Origin of the sequence: Pseudoalteromonas sp. NCIMB 1079 (assembly GCF_040567695.1) — a bacterium.
GTDB classification, from domain to species: Bacteria; Pseudomonadota; Gammaproteobacteria; order Enterobacterales; family Alteromonadaceae; genus Pseudoalteromonas; species Pseudoalteromonas distincta.
The window spans coordinates 875,103-898,375 of the sequence record NZ_JBEWZA010000001.1 but is presented as its reverse complement, the minus strand read 5'-3'; the positions used below and the strand labels follow the sequence as shown (position 1 = coordinate 898,375).

The 23,273-nt window shown below is 39.5% G+C and carries 25 protein-coding genes and 1 pseudogene; 10 read left to right on the top strand and 16 right to left on the bottom strand.

Translation table 11 applies throughout. From position 1 onward, the window contains the following. Positions 1–4: 4 nt before the first annotated feature. Positions 5–394, top strand: coding sequence for an organomercurial transporter MerC (merC, locus tag ABX891_RS04190; protein ID WP_008109712.1), 390 nt, complete (start codon positions 5–7; stop codon positions 392–394). Next, positions 382–600 carry a GDCCVxC domain-containing (seleno)protein gene (locus ABX891_RS04185; RefSeq protein WP_008109710.1) on the top strand — a complete coding sequence of 73 codons (219 nt, stop codon included), beginning with the start codon at positions 382–384 and terminating at the stop codon, positions 598–600. Before merC ends, ABX891_RS04185 begins: the two co-directional genes overlap by 13 nt. Positions 601–622: 22 nt before the next feature. Here ABX891_RS04185 and ABX891_RS04180 read toward each other — a convergent pair whose 3' ends face one another. From ABX891_RS04180 to ABX891_RS04155, 6 genes are read right to left on the bottom strand one after another with little or no spacing between them, the layout of a single operon-like run. Then, positions 623–1,162, bottom strand: coding sequence for a manganese efflux pump MntP (locus ABX891_RS04180; protein WP_008109708.1), 540 nt, complete (start codon positions 1,160–1,162; stop codon positions 623–625). A 51-nt stretch (positions 1,163–1,213) separates the two neighbouring features. Further along, positions 1,214–1,945 (bottom strand): Qat anti-phage system TatD family nuclease QatD, encoded by a 732-nt coding sequence (qatD, locus tag ABX891_RS04175; RefSeq protein ID WP_128583154.1) that lies wholly within the window; start codon positions 1,943–1,945, stop codon positions 1,214–1,216. Beyond that, positions 1,942–3,276 carry a Qat anti-phage system QueC-like protein QatC gene (qatC, locus tag ABX891_RS04170; RefSeq protein ID WP_008109704.1) on the bottom strand — a complete coding sequence of 445 codons (1,335 nt, stop codon included), beginning with the start codon at positions 3,274–3,276 and terminating at the stop codon, positions 1,942–1,944. Before qatC ends, qatD begins: the two co-directional genes overlap by 4 nt. Continuing rightward, positions 3,269–4,156 (bottom strand): Qat anti-phage system associated protein QatB, encoded by an 888-nt coding sequence (locus ABX891_RS04165; protein ID WP_008109702.1) that lies wholly within the window; start codon positions 4,154–4,156, stop codon positions 3,269–3,271. The genes qatC and ABX891_RS04165 overlap by 8 nt, the downstream gene beginning before the upstream one ends. 1 nt (position 4,157) lies before the next feature. Continuing rightward, positions 4,158–5,918, bottom strand: a complete 1,761-nt coding sequence (locus ABX891_RS04160) for a KAP family P-loop NTPase fold protein (protein ID WP_024596196.1) — start codon at positions 5,916–5,918, stop codon at positions 4,158–4,160. Positions 5,919–5,936: 18 nt separating this feature from the next. Further along, positions 5,937–6,182: a helix-turn-helix domain-containing protein gene (locus ABX891_RS04155; RefSeq protein WP_016899212.1), complete on the bottom strand. Its 246-nt coding sequence runs from the start codon at positions 6,180–6,182 to the stop codon at positions 5,937–5,939. A gap of 509 nt (positions 6,183–6,691) precedes the next feature. On the opposite strand from ABX891_RS04155, the gene ABX891_RS04150 reads away from it, so the two are divergent. The 5 genes from ABX891_RS04150 (at position 6,692) to ABX891_RS04130 (ending at position 13,428) form a co-directional block, all read left to right on the top strand. Further along, entirely contained in the window at positions 6,692–7,591 is a 900-nt protein-coding gene (locus ABX891_RS04150; RefSeq protein ID WP_013465880.1) for a cation efflux transmembrane domain-containing protein, read from the top strand. Between the two features lie 8 nt (positions 7,592–7,599). After that, positions 7,600–7,971 carry a hypothetical protein gene (locus ABX891_RS04145; RefSeq protein ID WP_016899211.1) on the top strand — a complete coding sequence of 124 codons (372 nt, stop codon included), beginning with the start codon at positions 7,600–7,602 and terminating at the stop codon, positions 7,969–7,971. Between the two features lie 72 nt (positions 7,972–8,043). Further along, positions 8,044–9,336: a TolC family protein gene (locus ABX891_RS04140; RefSeq protein ID WP_013465882.1), complete on the top strand. Its 1,293-nt coding sequence runs from the start codon at positions 8,044–8,046 to the stop codon at positions 9,334–9,336. A 71-nt stretch (positions 9,337–9,407) separates the two neighbouring features. Further along, complete coding sequence (locus ABX891_RS04135) at positions 9,408–10,304, top strand: efflux RND transporter periplasmic adaptor subunit (protein ID WP_058155246.1); 897 nt, start codon at positions 9,408–9,410, stop codon at positions 10,302–10,304. Between the two features lie 10 nt (positions 10,305–10,314). Then, positions 10,315–13,428 (top strand): efflux RND transporter permease subunit, encoded by a 3,114-nt coding sequence (locus ABX891_RS04130; protein WP_058155247.1) that lies wholly within the window; start codon positions 10,315–10,317, stop codon positions 13,426–13,428. 98 nt (positions 13,429–13,526) lie between these two features. On the opposite strand, the gene ABX891_RS04125 is transcribed toward ABX891_RS04130, so the two are convergent. Together ABX891_RS04125 and ABX891_RS04120 are read right to left on the bottom strand one after the other, a co-directional pair. After that, positions 13,527–14,414, bottom strand: coding sequence for a cation diffusion facilitator family transporter (locus ABX891_RS04125; RefSeq protein ID WP_008464143.1), 888 nt, complete (start codon positions 14,412–14,414; stop codon positions 13,527–13,529). Next, positions 14,401–15,132 carry a transglutaminase-like domain-containing protein gene (locus ABX891_RS04120; protein ID WP_008464145.1) on the bottom strand — a complete coding sequence of 244 codons (732 nt, stop codon included), beginning with the start codon at positions 15,130–15,132 and terminating at the stop codon, positions 14,401–14,403. The genes ABX891_RS04125 and ABX891_RS04120 overlap by 14 nt, the downstream gene beginning before the upstream one ends. 79 nt (positions 15,133–15,211) lie before the next feature. On the opposite strand from ABX891_RS04120, the gene cadR reads away from it, so the two are divergent. Then, on the top strand, positions 15,212–15,601 hold the full coding sequence (cadR, locus tag ABX891_RS04115; RefSeq protein ID WP_008109677.1) for a Cd(II)/Pb(II)-responsive transcriptional regulator: 390 nt from the start codon (positions 15,212–15,214) through the stop codon (positions 15,599–15,601). A 526-nt stretch (positions 15,602–16,127) separates the two neighbouring features. Here cadR and ABX891_RS04110 read toward each other — a convergent pair. After that, positions 16,128–16,490, bottom strand: a pseudogene (locus ABX891_RS04110) (recombinase family protein). A 433-nt stretch (positions 16,491–16,923) separates the two neighbouring features. On the opposite strand from ABX891_RS04110, the gene ABX891_RS04105 reads away from it, so the two are divergent. After that, a complete protein-coding gene (locus ABX891_RS04105; RefSeq protein ID WP_008109672.1) occupies positions 16,924–17,445 on the top strand; it encodes a DUF305 domain-containing protein in 522 nt (173 codons plus the stop codon). A 1-nt stretch (position 17,446) separates the two neighbouring features. Further along, the gene (locus ABX891_RS04100) at positions 17,447–18,178 is read left to right on the top strand and encodes a MauE/DoxX family redox-associated membrane protein (RefSeq protein WP_008109669.1); all 732 of its coding nucleotides are present in this window, start codon (positions 17,447–17,449) and stop codon (positions 18,176–18,178) included. Positions 18,179–18,394: 216 nt separating this feature from the next. Here the strand turns inward: ABX891_RS04100 and ABX891_RS04095 are convergent, their stop codons facing one another. Genes ABX891_RS04095 through ABX891_RS04065 form a run of 7 tightly spaced genes read right to left on the bottom strand, consistent with a single transcriptional unit; the run spans position 18,395 to position 23,195 of the window. Further along, a complete protein-coding gene (locus ABX891_RS04095; protein WP_248534681.1) occupies positions 18,395–18,745 on the bottom strand; it encodes a hypothetical protein in 351 nt (116 codons plus the stop codon). A 50-nt stretch (positions 18,746–18,795) separates the two neighbouring features. After that, complete coding sequence (locus ABX891_RS04090; RefSeq protein WP_008467865.1) at positions 18,796–19,167, bottom strand: hypothetical protein; 372 nt, start codon at positions 19,165–19,167, stop codon at positions 18,796–18,798. Between the two features lie 10 nt (positions 19,168–19,177). Next, on the bottom strand, positions 19,178–19,600 hold the full coding sequence (locus tag ABX891_RS04085) for a hypothetical protein (RefSeq protein WP_008467863.1): 423 nt from the start codon (positions 19,598–19,600) through the stop codon (positions 19,178–19,180). Next, entirely contained in the window at positions 19,584–20,249 is a 666-nt protein-coding gene (locus ABX891_RS04080) for a methyltransferase family protein (protein WP_008467861.1), read from the bottom strand. Before ABX891_RS04080 ends, ABX891_RS04085 begins: the two co-directional genes overlap by 17 nt. Then, positions 20,242–20,577: a DUF2933 domain-containing protein gene (locus ABX891_RS04075; protein WP_008467859.1), complete on the bottom strand. Its 336-nt coding sequence runs from the start codon at positions 20,575–20,577 to the stop codon at positions 20,242–20,244. The genes ABX891_RS04080 and ABX891_RS04075 overlap by 8 nt, the downstream gene beginning before the upstream one ends. Positions 20,578–20,586: 9 nt before the next feature. Then, positions 20,587–20,940 carry a cupredoxin domain-containing protein gene (locus ABX891_RS04070; RefSeq protein WP_004589267.1) on the bottom strand — a complete coding sequence of 118 codons (354 nt, stop codon included), beginning with the start codon at positions 20,938–20,940 and terminating at the stop codon, positions 20,587–20,589. Positions 20,941–20,951: 11 nt separating this feature from the next. After that, positions 20,952–23,195, bottom strand: a complete 2,244-nt coding sequence (locus ABX891_RS04065; protein ID WP_008467856.1) for a heavy metal translocating P-type ATPase — start codon at positions 23,193–23,195, stop codon at positions 20,952–20,954. Positions 23,196–23,273: the final 78 nt, after the last annotated feature.

Below are 23,273 nucleotides of genomic sequence, written 5' to 3'. Positions count from 1 at the left end.
AGTTATGATCAATAAAATTCTAGATAAAGTAGGTTCTGGTGGCGTTTGGCTAGCCGCCCTTAGCTGCACAGCATGTTTTCCTGCACTCGGCTCATTGGCATCTGCTCTTGGGTTAGGTTTTCTTTCACATTTTGAAGGGATAGCGGTGAACACCTTATTGCCATTATTTGCTTCACTAGCGTTGTTAGTTAATTTCTATAATTGGTATCAACATCGAGATTCATTGAGAGGCGTTTTAAGTGTCATTGGCCCAATTGCAGTATTGCTGACCCTTTATCCTTTATGGCAATACGACTGGAGCACTTACTTATTTTACTTTGGGATCATTTGGATGGTCGTAATGTCTATTTTAGATATTGTTAAGCCCATTAAGGAACCAGTATGCAAGGTATAGAACTAGAATCTAAAATCACTTGCCCTGAATGTGGATTTAGCAAAGTTGAAACCATGCCTACAAACGCTTGCCAATGGTATTACGAATGCGAAAGCTGTAAAGCACTACTTAAACCGTTAAAAGGTGATTGTTGCGTTTATTGCTCTTATGGAACAGTTAAGTGTCCTCCTATTCAAGAAGGCAATGCATGTTGCTCAGGTAAGTAGCCTAGTATTCGGTGGTTCTGTGTCAACCAAGTAATATCTTAAATGCGATTGCGATTAACACTAAACCACCAAATAGTTCAGCTTTAGATTCCAGCCATACGCCACTTCTTTCGCCGATATTCACACCAATCCAGCTAAAGGCAAACGTCGTGACGCCTATTATCAAGCAAGCTACGGCTATATCTACCTCAAGCAATGTGATTGCATAACCTGCCGCCATTGCATCAATACTGGTGGCAATAGCAAGAACAAATAGCACACGATGAGTAACATTAGCAATATCTTCTTCAATTCCTTCAGATTGGGACTCATAAATCATTTTGCCACCGATAAATACTAGCAAAATAAAAGCTATCCAAGGTGCATAATCTTCAATCCAAGATGATAAACCTTTACCGCTGTAATAGCCTAAAAGAGGCATAAAGCCTTGGAAAAAACCAAAATAAGCAGCGGCTTTAATAAAGAGCTTTTCAGCATTTACTACTTTTTTAGAACCTAAGCCTATGGATACTGCAAACGCGTCCATACTGAGTGCTATAGCTAATACAAATACTTCAAACAAACCGATTAAACCTGAATAAAATTGTTATAAGATTACGTGACGTATAATTAGTTACTTGATTGATGTTAAACACCTAAGATTTACTGACAATTTTTCTATTATCAAAGCCTTATTTTTACACCAAATTTCAGCCAGATATTCAGTAACAGTGCCAACACTTGAAGGAAACAGAATATTCCCCGCCACTTTGGCGAAAGGTCCATCAGTTTCGAGTAGAACTCTATCTTGAGGTATCCACGATATTACTTTTTTAGCTCTGGCTGAAGTTAGCATGGCTGGCCCAATAGAGAAGAAACAGCCTAGCTCGACGGCTTCTAGAACTTGCTTCTTAGTACCTAAAAACCAATGAAGAATAGAAGTACCAGCATTGGGATGTAACTTAAGTTGTTCAAGAACTTCACCAGTCGCGTTAAGACTATGGATAGTTAGTATTTTGTCATCAAAGCCTTCACATTTTTTTAGAATATGCGTGAAAACCTCTAATTGATCATCAAAGTAATCAGCGTAACCTTTTGAGCCATCCAGTCCAATTTCTCCAATATATCTAGTTCTATCAACTAGCTTATCGAATAGTGCTAATTCATTTTTTCTTAGATGAGCAAGTTGAGGGTGAAGCCCCAAGGCCGTCTTACAGTGTTTTATGCCACTTGTTAACTGGACAGTACCTTCAAAAGCTGAAGGCACCGTAGTTACTGATAGCACGTAATAATTACTGCTTTTTATGTCGTTCAATACCTCTTGATGATCTGGATATAAATCAACGTGGCAATGAAGATCCATCATGACGATTTATCCGCTTGGAGAAATAATTCAACCTCTGCCAATCCTCGCTTAATAGTTGATTCTAATTTTTCTCGTATATCTTTTTCTTGTGGTATTGGCCCTGAACTTCGAAGCCAAGAACGATAGTTATCGGATTGTTTCAATCTAATAATGGCAGTTTGAACCGCTTGGAGATCATCGCGAGTATCTTTTTCTTTGATAAGATCTCTCAACCGCTTTGTCTTGTATGGCGCATCTTGTGTAAAACCAGCATGAAAAACTGACGCTCTTCGAATAAGGCAAGGTACACAATGCCCACACTGTTTATGTTCTCTGTGCCAATGACTGCATGAAACACTTAGGGGAACTGCTTTTCTAATTGCGTCTTGATCAACACATTCCGCTAACATTTCACCTTTAGTTTTGAATTGATAGGGGTTTACAAATTTGACATGAAACCCAGTGTCTCTAAGCAAAGATTCAAGCCTGCTTAGAAAATTAGGATGAGTAGTTCTAGTGCTATGGCTACCAATCCGTCTTCTGGTAAGCGGCGGATTTATAGAAATATAGCCATTCTCTGGGACGACAATAGTTTCAATACTGCTATCGCAATTAGCATTTCTTAAGGCTGATATACCAAGTACCGCCATAGCTAGGAAGTTAAAGCTTCTTCCCCTCATACTAATGTCAGTTTTACCTTCTAAGTGCTTAATAATATGGGGAGACATTGAATAGGACAATTCGCCGAATGGCGGGGATAATAATTGCTTAATGTCTTCTTGCTTAGCGCCATCACCACGATAAGCGTGACTAACCAAGAGAGGCTTTAAATCTGATTCTCCGTTCAAAATATCAATTGCACCAACTGCGCTATCAAGACCACCAGAAAAAAGGCAAACAGAGTTGAGTCCAATTAATGATTTTGCTTTTGCTTTCGCTTGCTCACTTGTTTTAGGAGTCGGCATCGGCATAGTTGTTTTTTCAAAAGTAAACAGCCATTGATCGCCTGTAAGAAAGTTGAGCAAAGAACTCAGTTCAGGTTCTACAAAATTCCACATATCCTCATCAGTTACAGGAACATGCAAATGCATTTTTCTAGCCCATGCATTTTCTGCATTATCCCTTAATTCAAATGTATCAGCAGCGGTAACGGCGGTAGCAATTGTTATCAGATCTATTGAATCAGCATCTACATTCAATCCTAAATCACGAACTGTTTGTAGTAGTTGTTTTGACACCAAGCTGTGCTTAGTGATGTCATTTTGATGCGTATGAAACATTTGGACAGGATGACAATCATCAGAAAAGTCAGGCAAGTTAGCAGGGTCATGGTTAAAGTAAAAATTAGTCATTAAAGCTCTCCCATTCATCAACCGTCATAGCAATAGCATCGGCTTGAATTTTAGTAATATTTTCTTTGCTAATAGTACTGGGGTTGCCATTAGTTACTTTGTCTAACTGCTCTTGTGTAATCACTTTTATTAGTTCCCTTAATTCAACTTCCATTTGATGATGCTTGCTTGCTGGCTCAACATGAAACCAAGCTCTGCCCATGCCTTCAACCACATCCTGAAAAATAAGGTCTGTTAAATAACAGCCTATGGCTTCTTGGATAACTTCGTCAGTAAAACTGTTTGGGTCAAATTCTTCTGTATCGGGGAGTGCTTCTTCTAGTGCGTAATCCAACGCAACTCTTACAGCATCCGAATCGGCATTATCAGGCGCTAAATGGCTAGCAATTTTGTCGATTGCTTGATCAGTCGATAGCCCAGTTAGATCACCTAATGATAAGCTTTGATTATTAACCGTTACGGTGTCGCCACGCATGACACCAAGCAATCCAGAACCAGCAGTTATGCCGCTTGATAGTCTCCTGCTTGTGCTTTTACCTCCGCCAGAGCCTTTTCTAGAGTAACTTTTTAATGAACGCCTTAGATCTGAGGTTGAGCCACCTGTTTGCGCATATTTACCAAATGCTCTTCTGGCACTGGCAAACCTATTTGGAGGCGGTGTTGCTGTAGGTGAACCACCGATTTCTTGTTGAACCTTGTCATTGTCAATATCATTGCTATTGTCATTCTGATCATCAGCTTGATTATTATCAGAGCCAGCTTGCTCATCCCCATCAGTACCTGATGCAGGTTCTATTGTGACAGGATCTCCTTGCTCTGCCCAAGATGGAATAAGTGGACTCTTATTATTTGGTCCTGTTGACGATGCGGACGTACCCATATTACTTAGTTCCCTCTAGTTCTTTTAAAATTGGATTAAGCCATCTTTGGCGGGGCAAGCTTTTTAAAAATGTAAGAAGACTTAAGCTACATTTATCATCCTGCTTGGCAAGTAACACAGCCCCATAAATGCCTGTTGGTCTTTCGGTCCAATCACCAATCAACTTAAAGTTTTCAATCAAACCATCCATGACTGACATGTATTCTTCCTTCGGAGTTGTGGTAATCGCAGTAGAGTTAACGCCACTGACCCTTACCTTTTGCTTCATTAATTCTTCTACGAGTTTTTGAGCGGCTCCAGACATTACCGAATTAACAGCCCCCATTGGAATGCTTTCTCTGCTCAGATATGCCGCTGGTGTCAAATCCATTTCAGTGAACATGGGAGGTAATTTCGACCATTTATCAATAAAAGCTAGGTCGAGTTTCCACTCTTCAGGTAAATTAATTTCGTCAAATTCGACTTCTGAATTTTCAAGATCCGCTAATACTTTTGGATATCCGTTTTCCTTATCAATTAATTCATAAAGCTTGTTGGTAGCCTGAGTGCCTAAGCACCTCTCAAAAATTACCAGCTTAGTGATAGTTTTTTCATCAAGCTGCATTCCTCTGCGATGAGCGGTTTTCTTTCTCATCTTAACCTGATTGAGTAATCGCTTAACTATGCGAGGGTTGCCGTTAATGTTTGTGGATTCAGCTAATAGTGGAGCTAACTGTTCAGCAACCACAAATTTACTTCTGAGTTCGGAATGCTTTTCAATCTCGTGATCTTGAAGTAGCTCGTCAACGGTAATTTGTGGTTGTTTCCACGACAGCCTTAATGACTCTTCAAGGGCACATCTTATCGTTTCTAATTGCGCATCGGTAACGCCGTGATCTTGAGCAGTAAGCATCATTAAATATGCCCTTATCTCCAGAACGCCGGGTCTTGGTACATGCACAGGAATTTGAATAAGCTTGTCTAAATAATCAGTTTGATGTCGTTGAGATGCACCTTTGTGATACTCAGGCACTGCCAAGCGGATCATGTCCTCATCGGCGGCAATAACAAATGCAGTATTGGGTAAAAATAGAAATAACCTGATCGCCTCAAGGGTCGAAATAGCATTAAATGGAGAGCAGCGATCTAAATTATCGACATAGACAATAAGTGGCTTATCAAACTCCTTTAACAGATCAGAATATGCTTTTCGGAATTCTTTAATTTCTTTAGGAGGTGAAAATGATTTATTATCTTTGATCAAACCTTTGTTTTTCTTCGCGACATCCTTAGCGCCATCGACAGCACCTTTTACATCATCAACATCCAGTTCACCATCGTCACCACCACTGAATAGTCCCATGATCTTCTGTATACCACCCATAGTTGGTATACCAGCTAATGCTGCACCACCATCCATTAGCAATCCCATCAGTCTGATCTTATCTATTCGTCCAGCAAACTCTTTTGCTTTTGCACTGAGATTTTTATCGTCTGCTGCTTTTTTAACTAAAGTAGATGCAATTGTTTCTAGTAACGCCGCTTTAGCGTCATCATACCCTTGGAAAGTCCATGCATCGAAATGTACTTGGATATATTCTTGTTCATCACTTTCCAGAGAAGCCTTAGTAAGTTCAAGAATCGTCGATTTTCCAGCGCCCCAATCACCAAAAACGCCTATACTAATAGGCATTAACTCCTTTTCTGTTATAAGATCTTTTATTGACTCAGCCGTTTCATTAAAATTTAAGAAATCAATTTTTGATTCTTTATCAGACCACATAACGTCTCCTTTTATTTATTATTTCTTTTGTTCCATTCTTTCAATAATTCGGTGAACCGTGGGGCGGCTAACAGAATATTTCTTCGCTAATGCAGAGATCGATTCACCATTTAATTTATCTTTATATAATTCTTTCGCTTGTTTGTCTGATAAAGCAGGCAATCTGCCCATGTGTTTGCCTTTAGCTTTAGCCTCTTCACGACCTTCTGTGGTTCTGGCTTTTATAAGATCCCGCTCAAGTTGAGCGAATATGTGGCTACGCATAATGTTTGAGATTATTTCTCATCAAGCCAGATTGGGTGAGTACTAGGAAATCTTCGTCAGATTTGAGCCTGAAGCAGTCGTAAACGATGGTACAAAATTACTTCAGCTAAAATTCACTTTGATACGAAACCGGACATTAGGCTTAGCGTATCTCATGACAAGTGTTCCAACAATATAGTCGTTGCTCTTACTTTTAAATTTAAATCTTGTTTTAGATCCTCTGTACAATTAGTAACACACCAACGCGACTTTAATGTGGAATTAGGATCATCGGTTAATTTATTCTATCTAGATAGCTCTTCTATTTTTTATCTTTGATAAACATCGGTATAAAACGGGCAGTCCAAATAATGTTAGCAGTGTTTGCTGTCACTACCCCCCAACAATTATTTTCTTGGAATAGCTATTTGAGTTACTTCCCAATCTTTTCAAATTAAATAACTTTTTATTTGACTCTATAGCCACTATAGATTTTATACTTATTTTAATATTGTTTCGGAATGTTAAATATGTCAGAAAAATGTAGTGGTCAGTGTCAATCATCTCCTACCAACGAAGACGTAAAAATTGATACACAATTAGATAACTATAGTGGCGCGTTTGTCAGTACATATAAAGTGCCTCAAATGGACTGTCCTTCAGAAGAGAGATTGATCAGATTAGCACTTGACTCAATTCAGCCTTCAGTTGGATTGCAGTTTGATATTCCTAATCGCTTAGTCAAAGTTTTTCATGATGAAAATTTAGATGAGATAACAAAAAAGTTACAACAACTTAAACTCGGTGCAGAGTTAGAGTCAACTAAACAAAGTTGCAGTACAGAAGCTGCAAAAGCAAAAGACTTAGCCCAAAAAAATGAGATGAAAGAAGCATCAACCCTAAAATGGTTGTTAGCCATTAATGGAGTCATGTTTTTTATAGAAGTAATTGCTGGGATTATTGCACAGTCTGCTGGCCTAATTGCAGACTCATTAGATATGTTTGCTGATGCTGCTGTGTATGGTTTAGCTATTTATGCCGTAGGTAAAAGTATTAGCATGAAACTTAGAGCAGCACATATATCTGGTGTGCTTCAAGTTATTCTAGCGCTAGGTGCTTTGAGCGAAGTCGTAAGACGCTTTGTTTACGGTAGTGAACCGATCTCTTCTTTAATGATGATATTTGGTGGAATAGCACTAATCGCTAACGTTGCTTGTCTGTTTTTGATATTTGGCAACAAAGAAGACGGCGCTCATATGAAAGCGAGTTGGATTTTTTCCGCAAATGACGTTATCGCAAACGTTGGTGTAATTTTAGCTGGCTTATTAGTTACAGCAACAAGCAGTCGTTATCCAGATTTAGTGATTGGTTTGATAATTGCTCTTGTCGTTTTAAACGGTGCTCGCCGCATCTTACAGCTAAAGTATTAAGCAGAGAAATGAAAATAATGCACTCATCGTATATCAAATCAAATATATCATACGTGATAATGATTTTAATCGCGGTGCAGTCTGTGTTTTTTTCGCTAGAAGAGCTTGAAATAAACTTAAGTGAAAGTTCTTTTAGTTCATCACTAACTAAGTCTATTACCCCGCTAAAAGCTCCAGAAGACTCCAATATGCTTGAGGTGAATAATAGCAACTCTTCAATTGATAATTGTAATTTTTGTTGCTGTTGTCACTTATTTTTAAATGCTGATTCTTCCTGTAACATTTTCCAAGCAATAGAATATTTCCTTACCTACGCCTTAGTTTCTCCTGAGCTAAAAGGCTATATCTCGGTGCCATTCCGCCCACCTAAATACGCCTAAATTTTATAGAAAATTATGAAAGGTCAAATGTTAATGACCGAAAAAAACATATAAATTTATAGGAAAGTATACATGGCACTTAATACCTGTGTGCATCGCAAGATAGCAATTTTGAGGTGTGTAACACCTCGGCTTAAATATATCGCGTTTCTCGCGTTGTCACTTTTTACATTTAATGTTTATGCCTTTGAAAAGCAGTTAAATCTTCAAGAGGCAATTCAGTGGACGCTTAAACAAAATCCTGAACTCAAAATATTTGATTTCAAACAAACCGCATTAACAGGACAAGAACAAACAGCAAGTTTAAATCCTGCTTATGAACTAGAAGTTGAAGCTGAGAACTTTGCAGGCTCAGGTGAATTTAATGCATTCGACAGTGCTGAATTAACAGTCGCTCTATCTTCGGTTATCGAAATGGGAGATAAACGCTCAGCGCGGATTGGACTTGTTTCAAAATCAAGAGCACTACTCAATGCTGAGAAAGAAGTCTCTGCGCTTAATTTAATGGCTCAAGTCACTGAGAAGTACGTGGAAGTACTTGCAGCCCAACAAAGAGTTATATTGGCAGAAAATGCTTTGAGCTTAGCACAAGAAACGTTAGAGATTGTATCTCAGCGTAACCGCGCAGGTGCTACTCCTGAGGCTGAAGTGAAACGCTCAAAAGCAGTTATTGCTCAGGCTAACCTCACCCTTCAATCTGAACAAAAGCGCTTGGAATATTTGAAGCTCTCATTAGCAGCCTACTGGGGGGAAAACTCTGTAACCTTCTCTGAAGTACAAGGGGATCTTTTTCAGTTTGGCAATGATAGTGACTTTAACAGCCTTTTTGCGAAGTTAGAGAAGAACCCTGCTATTCAAATCTATGCAAGTGAACAGCGACTAAAAGAGGCTGAAATACAGTTAGCTAAAACAGAGTCAACGGCCAATATCAAATGGTCTGTTGGTGTTAGGCGCTCTCAAGAAGCCAATGATACGGCACTGGTCGCTGGCTTTAGCTTACCTTTGTTTGCTGAAAAGCGAAATTCTGGTGCAATCGCTAGTGCGCTAGCAGAGCGTGACCAAGTTGCCATAGAGAAAGAGGCGACTAAGTTGAGGTTTAGAAATCACTTACTACGAGCATACTCCAATAGAAAACAAGCCATATTAACAGCTAATTCATTAAAGCAGTCGGTTATCCCAATGCTTGAAGATGCACTGGAAGATACTCAAGACGCCTATCAAAAAGGTCGATATGGATATCTTGATTATGTATCGGCTAGACAAGAGCTGTTAAATGCTCGGCGAACCCTCATTGATGCGGCATCTGCTGCCCTAATTTATGGCGCAGAGATAGAAAAACTAACAAACGAAGCGCTGTCACTCTAAAAAAAGCATCACTTTAAGCTTAATAACAATTTATTGATTCAGTTATTAACTGAATCGTTTAGGAATTAAAAATGAAAAACTATTTACTCGCACTATTGATTTTTATTGGGTATTTGTCACCCATTCAAAGTGTTTTCGCTAGTGAAGATGAACATGAAGGCGAAGAAGGCATAAGCAAAATCGACAATAACATGGCAAAAAAGGTTGGTGTTGAAACAGCCTATTTAGCTTCAAAAACGTTGAACCAAACTATCCCTGTATACGGCTCTACGACGATAGGCGCTGAACAATTATTTCAAGTTGGCGCTAGATATAACGGCGTTATAAAGACAATAAACTCCACTGTTGGTGATACGGTAAAAAAAGGCGATCTATTAGCCGTTATTGAATCTAATGAGAGCTTAAATACTTATAAAATAACATCGCCTGTTTCTGGGACTGTTTTACAGCGAAATGGAAATATTGGCGGTATCACGCAAAACACTAGCTTGTTTGAAATCGTCAATTTTGACACCTTGTGGGCTGAATTTAAGGTGTTTACCAGCCAATATAATCAAATTAAAGTCGGTCAACCTGTTGATATTGAGCATGGTGAACAGGCATTCAACTCAACCATCACCAATATAATTCCAGCTAAAGATCAGTCTTATGTTTTAGCACGTGTACGTTTAAACAACACTGAGTTAAAGCTAACGTCAGGTCAATTATTAAAAGGCAACGTCAAAATAAATCAATTCAAGGTGGATTTAGCCGTTGAGAAAGTTGCTATCCAAGAACTGGGGGGACAATTAGGTGTATTTGTTAAAGAAGATGAAGAGTACGAATTTGCACCGCTTGTATTAGGACGTTCAGATAAGAACTATATCGAGGTTATTGGTGGCCTCAGTAAAGACACTGAATATGTAAACAAAAACAGTTATCTGATAAAAGCAGATATATTGAAATCTGAAGTAGAAGACGACGATTAGGAGACGCAATATGATTGAATCAATTTTGCGTCTTGCAATAAATAGGCGCTACTTAGTATTAAGCTTGCTGATGGTAATCATCGGCGTTGGTATGTGGAGTTATCAAAAACTTCCCATTGATGCTGTTCCAGATATAACAAACGTGCAGGTACAAATAAACACTTCTGCCCCCGGTTATTCACCTTTGGAAGCGGAACAAAGGGTGACCTTTCCTGTAGAAACAGCCTTAGCCGGATTGCCAAAGCTGTCTCACACCCGCTCCCTGTCAAGATATGGATTATCTCAAGTAACCGTTATCTTTGAAGAGGGAACCGATATTTATTTTGCTCGCAACTTAATCAATGCAAGATTAGCTGCGATAAAAGGCGTTATTCCCTCTGGCTTAGAGCCAGAAATGGGTCCTATTTCGACAGGGCTTGGCGAAATATTTATGTATACCGTACAAGCTTCTCCTGATGCTAAAATGCCTAATGGAGAGCCTTATACCGCTATTGCCTTAAGAGAAATACAAGACTGGATCATTAAACCGCAATTGGCTCAAGTTAAAGGCGTCATTGAGGTCAACAGTATCGGCGGCTACAACAAGCAATATCACATAACACCGAAACCTGAAAAATTACTTTTTTATCGTGTGAGCTTTGAAGAAATATCTGATGCATTACGTAAAAATAATGATAACCGTGGCGCGGGTTATATCGAGCAAAACGGACAGCAAGTTTTAGTACGCTCCATTGGGCAACTAGCGACAATAGATGAGATCCTCAATGTCATCATCAAAAAGAACGATGGTATTCCTGTAAAAATAAGTGATGTTGCCAATGTTGCTATAGGCAAAGAACTTAGAACAGGGGCTGCTACTCGTAATGGCATTGAGACAGTGCTTGGTACAACCATGATGCTGATTGGTGAGAATTCTCGCACCGTTGCTTTAGAAGTGGAACATAAGCTCAGCGAAATACAAAAATCTCTGCCAAAGGGCATTACCGCAGAGCCTGTTTACGACAGAACAACGTTAGTAGATAAAGCGATTGCAACCGTTACCAAAAACCTCGTTGAAGGTGCGCTTTTAGTTATTGTTGTGTTATTTATTCTACTTGGAAATTTACGTGCAGCTCTCATTACCGCTGCTGTTATCCCTATTTCCATGTTAATGACAATCACAGGTATGGTGCAAGCAGGAGTATCTGCCAATTTAATGAGTCTCGGCGCATTGGACTTTGGCTTGATAGTGGACGGGGCTGTCATCATCGTTGAAAACTCTGTCCGTAGGTTAGCACAGGCCCAACACAACGGTCATAGGCAAGACTTAAGAGAACGCCTAAATACCGTTTTTGAAGCCACTTCAGAAGTGATACGTCCAAGCTTGTTTGGTGTGGCAATTATCACTGTTGTTTACATCCCCATTTTCACGCTAACTGGCGTTGAAGGGAAAATGTTCCACCCTATGGCGGCAACTGTCGTTATGGCGTTAATTTCCGCAATGATCCTTTCAGTTACACTGGTTCCTGCTGCTGTAGCTGTTTTTATGAAAGGTAAAATCAGCGAAAAAGAAAGTGTTGTTATTCGTTCAACCAAGTCTATTTATGAACCATTGCTAAAAATGGCGTTGAAATTTCGTTGGGTTATCGTTTCATTTTCGACGCTCTTAATGGGGTATAGCCTTTGGTTAGCAACAACGCTGGGTAGTGAATTTGTTCCACAGCTAAATGAAGGGGATATAACAGTCCAAGCGCTAAGAATACCTTCTACCGGCCTAGAGCAATCAGTAGAAATGCAAGAAGTACTTGAGCAACGTATTAAAGCGTTTCCTGAAGTTGATAAAGTATTCTCGCGCATCGGCACACCAGAAGTAGCAACTGATCCAATGCCACCGAGTATTGCTGATATCTTTGTTATTTTAAAACCACGTAAAGAATGGGCCGAACCTTCAAAGCCAAAGAGTGAATTAGTTGAAGAAATGGAAGAAGTACTGAAAAACATTCCGGGCAACAACTATGAATTCACTCAGCCTATTCAAATGCGTTTCAATGAATTGATTTCTGGCGTTAGAGCTGATGTGGGCATCAAAGTATTTGGCGATGACTTAGATCGATTATTACTTACCGCAAAAGATATTCTAAATATTGTGAAAACCGTGGACGGTGCTGCTGATGCCCGAATGGAACAGGTCACAGGTGTTCCATCTTTATCAGTAATTCCTAAACGAGAAGCGCTTGGTCGATACGGTTTGAGCGTTTCAGAACTGCAAGACTGGGTTGCTACTGCAATTGGTGGAGAATCTGCGGGGATCATTTATGAAGGTGACAGACGATTTGAGTTAGTTGTTCGCCTACCAGAGCAAACAAGAACAGATATCAATGGCTTGAAGCACCTGCCGCTTCCACTTGAGGGTGGTAACTATGTGCCACTTGAAGAAGTTGCAGAGCTTAAATCAGAGTCTTTACCTGCTCAAATTAGCCGTGAGAACGGAAAAAGAAGAGTTGTGGTTACCGTCAATGTTCGTGGCAGAGATTTAGGCGGCTTTGTAAAAGAAGTGAAAGCTAAAATTAATCAGGAAGGAGAAATCCCAGCAGGATACTGGCTTGATTATGGTGGAACGTTTGAACAACTAGAGTCAGCGAGTAAAAGATTAAGCTTAGTTGTACCGATCACATTAGTTGTAATCTTAGGTATTTTGGTTATCGCATTTGGTTCATTAAAAGATGCATTAATCATTTTCAGTGGCGTGCCTTTAGCATTAACTGGGGGCGTATTTTCACTTTATTTAAGAGACATGCCCTTATCAATTTCGGCAGGTGTCGGCTTCATAGCATTGTCAGGTGTCGCCGTATTAAATGGCTTGGTTATGTTGGCTTTTATTCGAGATCTTTGGCATGAAAAAGGCGACCTTTACGTAGCGATCATTGAAGGTGCCATCATTCGTTTAAGACCTATTTTAATGACGGCACTGGTTGCTAGTTTAGGTTTTATTCCAATGGCGCTAAACACTGGAATTGGTGCAGAAGTACAACGACCACTAGCAACAGTCGTTATCGGCGGTATTGTATCTTCTACCATTTTAACTTTGTTTGTATTACCTGTTTTATATCAATGGGCGCATGGCTCTGAGAGTAACAAACAGTAATCTGACGAAATTTAAAGCCCAAAAAGCAGCTTAATTAATAGGTTATGCCTAATTAAGCTGCTTTTTATATTGTATGCCCAACATTTTATTGATAAAGCTTACTGCGCTTCATCCCGACAATTTTCATTTAAAAACTCAAACTCTATCGTTGTATGCGATAAATGATAGGAAGATAATTTAGCTGCAACTTCTTGTTTAAGCCTAATTAATTCTTTAACGTCAAAGTTGTCACTCAGCTCAAGGTGCGCTGTTAAAACGTGACTTTCACCATCTAGTGACCAAAAGTGCATGTGGTGGATACCATTAACTTCAGGAAATTCCATTAGTGATAGTTTAATACGCTTTTGAGTCTCTTTATCGGGTGCAGCTTGAAGAAATAAAACGAGTGTTGATTTCAGGTTTTTGAAAACATTAAACAAGATGAACAGCGTGAACCCTATTGATAAAAGGGGATCTAATATCGGCAGTTCAGCGAACAACAGTACGATAGAGACTATAAGAACGGCAACCCATCCAAGTACATCTTCAAGAAGGTGCCATGTCAGCACTTTCTCATTTAATGTTTCACCCGCTTTTAATTTTAATACCGCATATCCGTTAACGGCAACGCCGAGTATCGCTAGCCCTAACATCCCCTCGACTACAGGCATTTCAGGATTGGACAGCCTTGGAATTGCTTCAAATAAAATCCAAATTGAGCCAATGATTAAAACAATACTGTTTATCAATGCGCCAAAGAGAGTAAGTCTACGATAACCATAACTAAACTTATCTGATGCTTCTTTATCTGAAAAACGACTTAAAATCCACGCAAAACCTATTGAAAGACTATCACCAAGATCGTGAACTGCATCTGCCATTATCGCAGTACTGTTAGTGAGCCAACCACCTATAAATTCGATAATAGTAAATGTCACATTCAGAAAAAATGCCCAACCAATACGATCATCTTTAGAATGCTGATGACTGTGACTATGGTTGTGCATTTTGTACCTCCAGTGCTTTTGTATTTCTAATTTTTGATACATTCATATTAATCAAATGGCGAATCACACCTTGATACATCCAACGTTTTACTCCCGACAAATTAGTACCCTTTTCAAGATAAAACTCATCAGGGGAATCATAAAGCCCAAAGTCGTCATGAATACCTTCTTTTTGAATATAGGTATCTTGGCCGCACCAATTTGTGTTTGGTGAAGAGAAACACTTTGTTGCAACACCATAGACACAAAAGTCATCTTTTGCTTGGCTAAATTTCTGCTGTAGTGAGCTTAAGTATTGCTCATCCAATATAAAGCCCTCTAAGTTTATCCAGCGTCCATCGAAATAAACTTCTACCCAACTATGAATGATGTATTTAGGTGCTAACCAAAATACATAGCTAGGTATAGCCCCTTTTTGTAATTGCTGATCAATGGTAAAACCATGGAAACGACACTGGATACCTAGTCCACGCAATAGCGCCATTAACAGATTACCCTTAGTATTACATTGCCCATAACCATCTGCTAGTACATCGCTTGCTGCTATATCATCACTCTTGTTATAGCCAAACATTATTTCATCTTTCACAAATTGGTATGCTGCTCCAATTTTGTTGAAATCGTCTAAGCTTTGCCATCCTCGCTGATCGATCAGGGATTGGATATCTTTGTGTTCAAAATTAACGATATTCGTATTGTTTAAATATTTCTCGGTCATTTTTTATATATCCTTTTCGTTGCATACTTATACTACAGACTCTATAGTAACTATAGAATCAAATGTCTGGGGGAAATTGATGAAAATAGGCGAATTGTCTAAAAAATCGGGCTGTTCTATACAAACAATTAGATATTATGAAAGAGAAGGATTACTGTTAAATCCAAACCGTTCAGAAGGTAATTTCAGGCTGTATGATAGTAAAGCACTTAAACAATTGGAGTTCGTAAAACATTGTCGCAGCCTAGATATATCACTCAATGATATTAAACGTCTTATCGAATTAAAAAATAAGCCAGAAGAAAGCTGCTCTAGCGTTAATGCATTAATTGATCAGCAACTTGCACTAGTGAATAAACGCATGAAAGAATTAAGGGCGCTTAAAGCTGAATTACAACAGATGGCTAGTGCTTGTGGTTCGAACAATACTATTGAAGCATGCGGGATCATTAAGTCACTAGATAGTTAACTCTGTTAGAGGCATACGGGCAGAATATAGAACATTAATCGACTACTGCATGTCCTAAATGTGGACAGATAAAAACGGAAGAAATGCTGACAAATTCATGTCAGCGGTATCACAAGTATGAGTCACACAAGGTTTTGCCAAACTATTGAATGGTGACTGGTGTGTTTACTTCTCATATGGAACAGCAAAATTCCGCCAATTCTAGAACGACAAAATTAGTTGCAGCCGTTAATGCACTAGAGTGTTTAAATTGAAGTTTATTATTGACTCTTCAACGTCTGCTTTACACTCTGAATTTTCGTTAATAACTCAAAAGCTAACTTCCGCTTTTGGCTAAGTGAAGTCATAAGGTATTCATTGATGCTAATGTCCGCAATGTCGGAGGAGCTGCCGTTAGCAAATAGCATCAAATTATCGTAATATAACTGATTGAGTCTCAGATATTATGATTAAAAAATCATACTTTCATAAAAAGAGAGATTGGCGGCATCCCTTTAAAACCTTTCAGTCTAAAATGAGATCAATCTCAATCATTATGCACAGTCACAAATACTCCACATAGGTTGATCATGGCAGTGGCAAACGGATTATCATTTTTGGTATTGAGAGAGCCGTCGATAATATTCAAACAAGCACCTTTCTTATGGATGCTTTCAATTGCCTCAAGAATAGATTTTAACGACCGTCCCAAACGGTCGAGGCGAGTAACAATAACTTCATCACCTTCCCTGATAAAGTCGATGAGTTCCTAAAGCTTTTCTTCATTTCGAATCGAAGCACCAGACTGTTTGCCTTGGAATATTTTTTCACAGCCCTGAGCGTCCAACTTGGACAGTTGAACATTTAAATCTTGTTCTTTAGTTGAAACTCTTGCAAAACCAACTTTCATATATACGAAACCTGTAACTTTCGCACACCTTAACAATTAAATGAACGAAAGTATATTAAATAAATTTCGTACATGAACGTAATAAAAAATAGAAATTCGTACACTACGGATAGAAAATGAATGACAATTCTAACTATAAAGTGACTTAATTATTTCACACGCTTCACTTGTACACGAGCTTGCCATTTGTTGAAGCTCAGCTTGTAGTGCTTTGAGTTCTCCCATTAGATTGTTAACTAAAGCCAATTTAGCCTGTGTCTATCATAAGTTCAAAACTTAAACTTTAGATATAAGCTGAAATTGAGTCAATCGTATTACAAATACTCTTATTGATACTGGCTCATTACTTGCACTTTTTCGAGAACATGACCACATGTAGAGAATAATAGGCTAACAGTGGGAAATATTTACACTATCAATGTAAGGATTACTTATGAAATACTCAAGATTTGCTGCAATGATCATCACCTCAACCATTGCTATGTTTGTCATGATGTATCTCAACACTTACGCAGTATCACATATATGGTTTAGTGAAACGCGTATCTATATGGCGTTGTATATGGGAGCAGGTATGGCAATGATCATGCTGGCCTTTATGCTTGGCATGTACAGTAACAAGAAGCTCAACATGGCTATTTTTCTATTGGCGACAATACTGTTTGCCATATGTCTTTATCTTGTTCGCTCTCAAAGCACAATTTCTGACACTGCTTACATGAAAGCGATGATTCCTCATCACTCCATTGCTATTCTTACTAGTGAGCATTCAACTTTGGAGGATGTACGCGTGCGTGAATTGGCAAATGGTATTATTAAAGCCCAACGAAAAGAAATAAAAGAAATGGAATGGCTGATTAAAGATATTTCTGAAAATGGAAAGGTCAGCTCACAAGCTCAGGCTGAGCAACGACCGCTCCCAAAGTTTGAAGGCACACTGAACAAAGGAGACTAAGATGACTAAGACAGCTACCCTGTACAGAATGGTCACTGACGAACATATCTGCCCCTATGGTTTAAGGTCGAAAGATTTGCTGGAGAGGCAAGGGTATGATGTAGAAGATCATAAGCTCACGTCAAGACAACAAGCTGATGACTTCAAAGCTAAGCATGATGTCAAAACTACGCCACAAACCTTTATTGAAGGAAAGCGTGTCGGAGGATACGATGACTTAAGAGAGTATTTTGGTAAAGATGAAGCAGGTCAAACTGGCACAACCTACACGCCCGTTGTAGCCATTTTCTCGATAGCTGCACTTCTTGCTGTCGCATCTCAACATTTTGCTTCCGGCTCATTTATCTCCATCAGAACACTGATGCTATTTATAGCTTTTTCAATGACGCTCTTAGCGGTGCAAAAACTGAAAGACCTATACAGTTTCACAAATTCGTTTATTACTTATGATTTACTAGCGATGAGATGGATAAGATATGGTTATATTTATCCCTTCATTGAAGCATATGCAGGTATTGGTATGGTTGCCCAACTACAGCCTCTCGCAGTGGCACCATTTTCATTGTTTATCGGCACAGTTGGAGCAATTTCAGTTTTCAAAGCCGTTTACATCGACAAACGCCAGTTAAAGTGTGCCTGTGTAGGCGGCGATAGCAGTGTGCCACTTGGATTTGTATCGCTATCTGAAAACTTATTTATGATCGCGGGAGCATTGATTATGCTGCTGATGTAAAGGTATAGCTCTATTCGGCGGCCCCTTAACTGTTAAGATTAGACCTAGGATGCCAGCCCACACCTTTCTAATTCATATGTAACATTTTTTCTGTCGTACTGGCATCAAGATAACCAGAACTGAGCAAACAATCTCAAAGGTTGTACAAAATAACACTAAAGTTTTTTCATTAAGTTTTATTGTTATGCTCTTGTGGTGGCTTTCGCCACCACTTTATTAGTTTTCAAGTTCCACCATATCTTTCGCTGCAATGTCACCAGACACTAGCTTTACAGTTGCGAAATGATCATTCACAATTTTAGTAATTTGTACCGTTCCTACCTTTTCGATAGTGTAGGGATCTTCACCTTCACTCAATACTATTCTTTCATGGAATCTAATAACACTGTATTTTTGCCCAACCTCTGCGCCATGCTTAGCACCAATACAGATTAGAGTTCGATTATCAGAACTTTCTACTACCTGACCTCTCATCATGTATTTATGATAAGAAGTGGTATTGGAACAACCCACTAAATATAAACCGAATGTAAGCAATAAAAGAGCTTTTATATAGGGTGTTTTCATCACTGTTACCTCATTTGACTAACTAATTATCTATACACTTTTTTATGAATTCATTTGTTTTTCCGGCCAGCCCCCGAAGGTGCTTGATGACAACTCCAAGGCTTATGAACAGAGTTATCTTTGATGTTCTGATCAACAAATTTATAGTAACTTTCTTTAGTATGTGTCCACCAATCATCATGAACATCTGCGCCATACTTACGGATTACCTCCTCAATCCCATCAAGGCTTACGTTTGCGGCATCATAGGCAAGGTGTATTTCACCTTCTTTGATGTTGTAACTAACTTCATCTATACCAAAAAGCTGATCTATTTCTTTTACTAACTCGTCACAGCTTTCTTCTGTGACATTGCTAAGCTTTAGGTTTCGAACAACTAAATTTTGCTCTTTAACGCCAACTCTATGATTTAAATCGCTCATAATTTTTCTCCTAATGTTTGTGTGAATGCTGTTGATTGCTATCTTTCATTTCTTCCATTTTACGGTTCATCTGCGGCATCATGTTCCCCATCATTTCTAAATGATGTTCAGCCATCTTGATTTGTTGATGCATTGGCATTTCTTCCATGTTTTTGTGCATGGATTGCATCATCTTCATCATTGAACGGTGATGTTCAACCATCATCTGCTGTTGCTTTTCAGGATCTTTTTCAGTTTTAATGGCATGGACTTCCTTTTTCATTTCCATCATCTTTTTGTGCATTTCTCCCATGTTCTCATGTGGTATTGCCATGCCTTGATGCATATCAGCTTTGTTCGCACCTTCATGCTTATGCTCATTGTTTTGGGCAAATGAGCTAGTGGTTATCAGTAGTGAACTAATAAATAAAATTGATTTAGTTAACGTTTTCATGATTTTTACCTTCTACACTTTTATTAAAATTTGGGATCCAACTTGGTGTCGATTCCATATACCTGTGGTACTCCGAACCAAACTCAGCAATCGCTTGTGCTTCTTCGCGTTTCGCTAGCTTGACGTAAACAACGACTAAGATCGGAAACATCGCAAGTGTTGGGATTGTCGGCCACTGCAATAAAAAGCCGAACATGATTAGAATGAAAGCTACATACTGTGGGTGGCGACACCTTGCATACCATCCAGTTGTAGCCAATTGATGATGTTTTTGCGCGTGATGCAATACATTCCATGCTGAAGACAACATAAAGAAACCTGCAACAATTAACACCATACTCACTATATGAAATGGGTCCCAATGGGCATCACCTTGAAATCCAAAGAAAGTATGTAATAAATGCCCATTTTCATGCGCAAAGAAATTTACTTCTGGATAGGTCTCCGTCAGCCACCCCGACAGAAAATAGATAGTTAAAGGAAAGCCATACATTTCAGTAAATAGGGCAACAATAAAGGCAGAGAACGCGCTTAGACTTCTCCAATCAGTTGATGTTTTTGGTTTGACAAAACTAAAGGCAAAAAAGATAAAAATTGCTGAGTTCAGTATCACCATTGACCATAAGCCATAATCATATGTTTCATTCATCACTGCTCTCCTTTTTATGTGATTCCTTACGTGCCTTTTCTAACCCTTGTATGTAGCCATCGCGATAGGCTGCATTTTTATCCGTGAGTTCTTGAAAGCTCTCTTCCTTTTTTTCATCAGGCGCATGTGAATGATCGTGACCATGTTTACCATGACTGCCATGCATAAATACGTGCATCAAGGGGCATAGCAATAAAATCAAGTAGGGAAGAAATTGCAGCATATGTTGACCATGCTCAAGCACTAAGAAGTAGGTCACTGCGGCAATAAGTGCCAGTGCAGCCCAGCCTGTAGGTGTTGACCAAAAATTAGGGTGTTGATTTTTCATATTGCCCTCCTAAACGACTTTTAAGACACCGCGATACATTTGCATCTGACAGTGAAACTCATGCTCTCCCGGTGATAAGTTCAATAGGGTAATTTGAGTAATTTCATTTAATTTAAGCTGTTCGCTTATATCCAATGAAGGAATAAGCATTGTTTCAGCGCAGGGGGATTGATCTTTGCGCATAAACTTCAGAGTGACAGGTTGGCTAGCAGACACCTGAATTGAGGATGGGGAATACACACCATCCCTCACTTCAATGAGTACTTCATTACCTTGAACGATTGTTTTATTGGGTTTATATAGCCAAAACCACCAAACAATCAGCGCGATTAACATTAAGCCTAATAAGTTAATAACCATCATTGTGATTCTCCTTAATGCTCTTTTGCTTTAAAAAAGCGAAGTCGATTTGCATTTGACACTACAGTCAATGACGAAAACGCCATTGCAGCACCTGCAATTACAGGGCTAAGCAGAATGCCAAAGAAGGGATATAGAACCCCCGCAGCAAAAGGAATCCCGGCTACGTTATAGACAAACGCGCCAAACAAGTTTTGTTTGATATTTCGTAAAGTAGCTTTGCTTACCGCTATGGCATCAGCAAGGCCATGAAGTGAACCACGCATTAGGGTAATGTCAGCACTTTCGATAGCTACATCAGTCCCTGTGCCTATGGCGAAGCCAACATCGGCTAACGCTAGCGCAGGAGCATCGTTGATGCCATCTCCTGTCATACCAACAATTTCGCCGCCTTCTTGTAGCTCTTTCACCTTGTTGGCTTTATCTTCTGGCAGCACTTCAGCAAGAAACTCACTAATACCCACTTTTTTAGCTACGGCGGCAGCGGTTTCCTTGTTATCACCCGTTAACATGATGACGCGTATACCATTAGCCTGAAGCCGTTTGATAGCAGAGATTGAGTCTGACTTGATAGGATCTGCAACAGCAATGATTGCTGCAAGTTCACCATCTACAGCAAAGTACATAGGTGTTTTGGCTTCTTTGGCTAAAGACTGTGCTTGTTCAACAAAGCCTGTGAGGTCTATGCCTTTTAACTTCATTAGTTTATCGTTTCCGAAAAGCAGGGCTTTGTTGTTGCAGCTTGCTTCTACACCAAAACCCGTAATGGCGTTAAAGGCTTCAATTTTTAGTAACTCAATATCCTGATCTAACGCACTTTCAACAATCGCTTGCGCTAAAGGATGCTCTGAGCCGCTTTCTAAACTTGCTGCAAGCTGTAGTACGTCTTTTTCGTCAGTAGCTTTTGCTAAAATAATATCGGTTACCTTAGGTGCCCCTTCAGTAATAGTGCCCGTTTTATCTAAAATCATGGCAGTGATTTTAGAGGCGGTTTGCAGTGCCTCACCGTTGCGAATAAGCACTCCGGCTTCTGCTGCTTTTCCTACTCCCACCATGACAGACATGGGTGTTGCCAAGCCTAAAGCACACGGGCAGGCAATAATAAGCACAGTAGTTGCTGAAACGATGGCAAAAGCAATGGCTGGCTCAGGTCCAAAGTTAAGCCATGCTAGCGCACTTAACACAGAGGTGATCATCACGACAGGTACGAAAAAAGCTGAAATAACATCGGCCAAACGGCCAATCGGCGGTTTCGAATTTTGTGCTCGTTTCACCATATTGATGATCTGTGCAAGCGCCGTGTCTTTACCAACGCGTGTGGCTCTAAATAAAATCATGCCTGATTTGTTCAAAGTACCTGCGACAACCTCATCTTCTTCAGCTTTTTCAGCAGGCATAGGTTCGCCTGTCAGCATGGACTCATCAATAGAGGTGTGTCCTTCCAATACCACGCCATCGACGGGAATTTTTTCACCCGGTTTTACCTTCACAATATCGTTAAATAAAACCTGCTCAATACCTATCTGAACTTCTTTGTTGTCACGAACCACGGTTGCTGTTTTGGCTTGCAAGCCGATAAGACGTTTAATGGCCTCAGAGGTTTTACCTCTGGCTTTGATTTCTAATGCTAAACCTAAATCAATTAAGCCAATGATCATGGCGGTAGCTTCAAAATAAACATGCCGTGCCATCAATGGAACAGCGTCAGGTGCAAACACGACAACCATCGAATACAACCAAGCCGTGCCTGTTCCTAAAGCAATTAGGGTGTCCATATTGGCTGAATGATTTTTGAAGCTCTTCCATGCTCCTACATAGAAATGCTTGCCTGAAAAATACATAACACCAAAAGTTAAAATGCCTACAACCAACCAAGAAATTCGTTCAAGGTTTGTTTCAACCGTCATTTCTCCAACTACAATGCTGTAGATCATCAAAGGAACGCCGAGTGAAAGGGCAATAAACGTATCGCGCATTAGCTTTTTGTAATATGCAAAATCCGCAGCCTCTTTCTCATCAAGCGCATCTGTTGCTGAGCTATCATCAATTGGCTTCGCGTTATACCCCACTGACTCAACAGCTTTGATCAACTCTTTTGTTTTAGCTGTCCCATAAACTGTTACTGTCCTATCAGCAAAATTCATTTCCGCACTGACGACTCCAAGAGTTGCCTTCAACGCCCCTTCAATTTTGCCTACACAGCTAGCACACCCAGCACCTTCAATGATAAGCTGTTGGTTATGTGATACTTTCTCCAACGTATTCTCCTTACTTTTACACGAAGAGGATTGAGCTTTTGCCTGACAGCAACAGCCTGATTCAGTTTTTATATTTGT

What these genes read in the sequence shown, in the direction of transcription:
- ABX891_RS04075 (WP_008467859.1), bottom strand. Translation starts at nt 20,577, where the DNA reads ATGAAAAATCAACACCCTAATTTTTGGTCAACACCTACAGGCTGGGCT.
- ABX891_RS04100 (WP_008109669.1), top strand. Translation starts at nt 17,447, where the DNA reads ATGACTAAGACAGCTACCCTGTACAGAATGGTCACTGACGAACATATC.
- ABX891_RS04085 (WP_008467863.1), bottom strand. Translation starts at nt 19,600, where the DNA reads ATGAAAACGTTAACTAAATCAATTTTATTTATTAGTTCACTACTGATA.
- cadR (WP_008109677.1), top strand. Translation starts at nt 15,212, where the DNA reads ATGAAAATAGGCGAATTGTCTAAAAAATCGGGCTGTTCTATACAAACA.
- ABX891_RS04140 (WP_013465882.1), top strand. Translation starts at nt 8,044, where the DNA reads ATGGCACTTAATACCTGTGTGCATCGCAAGATAGCAATTTTGAGGTGT.
- ABX891_RS04155 (WP_016899212.1), bottom strand. Translation starts at nt 6,182, where the DNA reads ATGCGTAGCCACATATTCGCTCAACTTGAGCGGGATCTTATAAAAGCC.
- ABX891_RS04185 (WP_008109710.1), top strand. Translation starts at nt 382, where the DNA reads ATGCAAGGTATAGAACTAGAATCTAAAATCACTTGCCCTGAATGTGGA.
- ABX891_RS04125 (WP_008464143.1), bottom strand. Translation starts at nt 14,414, where the DNA reads ATGCACAACCATAGTCACAGTCATCAGCATTCTAAAGATGATCGTATT.
- ABX891_RS04120 (WP_008464145.1), bottom strand. Translation starts at nt 15,132, where the DNA reads ATGACCGAGAAATATTTAAACAATACGAATATCGTTAATTTTGAACAC.
- ABX891_RS04105 (WP_008109672.1), top strand. Translation starts at nt 16,924, where the DNA reads ATGAAATACTCAAGATTTGCTGCAATGATCATCACCTCAACCATTGCT.
- ABX891_RS04070 (WP_004589267.1), bottom strand. Translation starts at nt 20,940, where the DNA reads ATGATGGTTATTAACTTATTAGGCTTAATGTTAATCGCGCTGATTGTT.
- ABX891_RS04165 (WP_008109702.1), bottom strand. Translation starts at nt 4,156, where the DNA reads ATGGGTACGTCCGCATCGTCAACAGGACCAAATAATAAGAGTCCACTT.
- ABX891_RS04150 (WP_013465880.1), top strand. Translation starts at nt 6,692, where the DNA reads ATGTCAGAAAAATGTAGTGGTCAGTGTCAATCATCTCCTACCAACGAA.
- ABX891_RS04130 (WP_058155247.1), top strand. Translation starts at nt 10,315, where the DNA reads ATGATTGAATCAATTTTGCGTCTTGCAATAAATAGGCGCTACTTAGTA.
- ABX891_RS04145 (WP_016899211.1), top strand. Translation starts at nt 7,600, where the DNA reads ATGAAAATAATGCACTCATCGTATATCAAATCAAATATATCATACGTG.
- ABX891_RS04080 (WP_008467861.1), bottom strand. Translation starts at nt 20,249, where the DNA reads ATGAATGAAACATATGATTATGGCTTATGGTCAATGGTGATACTGAAC.
- ABX891_RS04095 (WP_248534681.1), bottom strand. Translation starts at nt 18,745, where the DNA reads ATGAAAACACCCTATATAAAAGCTCTTTTATTGCTTACATTCGGTTTA.
- qatC (WP_008109704.1), bottom strand. Translation starts at nt 3,276, where the DNA reads ATGACTAATTTTTACTTTAACCATGACCCTGCTAACTTGCCTGACTTT.
- qatD (WP_128583154.1), bottom strand. Translation starts at nt 1,945, where the DNA reads ATGATGGATCTTCATTGCCACGTTGATTTATATCCAGATCATCAAGAG.
- merC (WP_008109712.1), top strand. Translation starts at nt 5, where the DNA reads ATGATCAATAAAATTCTAGATAAAGTAGGTTCTGGTGGCGTTTGGCTA.
- ABX891_RS04090 (WP_008467865.1), bottom strand. Translation starts at nt 19,167, where the DNA reads ATGAGCGATTTAAATCATAGAGTTGGCGTTAAAGAGCAAAATTTAGTT.
- ABX891_RS04135 (WP_058155246.1), top strand. Translation starts at nt 9,408, where the DNA reads ATGAAAAACTATTTACTCGCACTATTGATTTTTATTGGGTATTTGTCA.
- ABX891_RS04160 (WP_024596196.1), bottom strand. Translation starts at nt 5,918, where the DNA reads ATGTGGTCTGATAAAGAATCAAAAATTGATTTCTTAAATTTTAATGAA.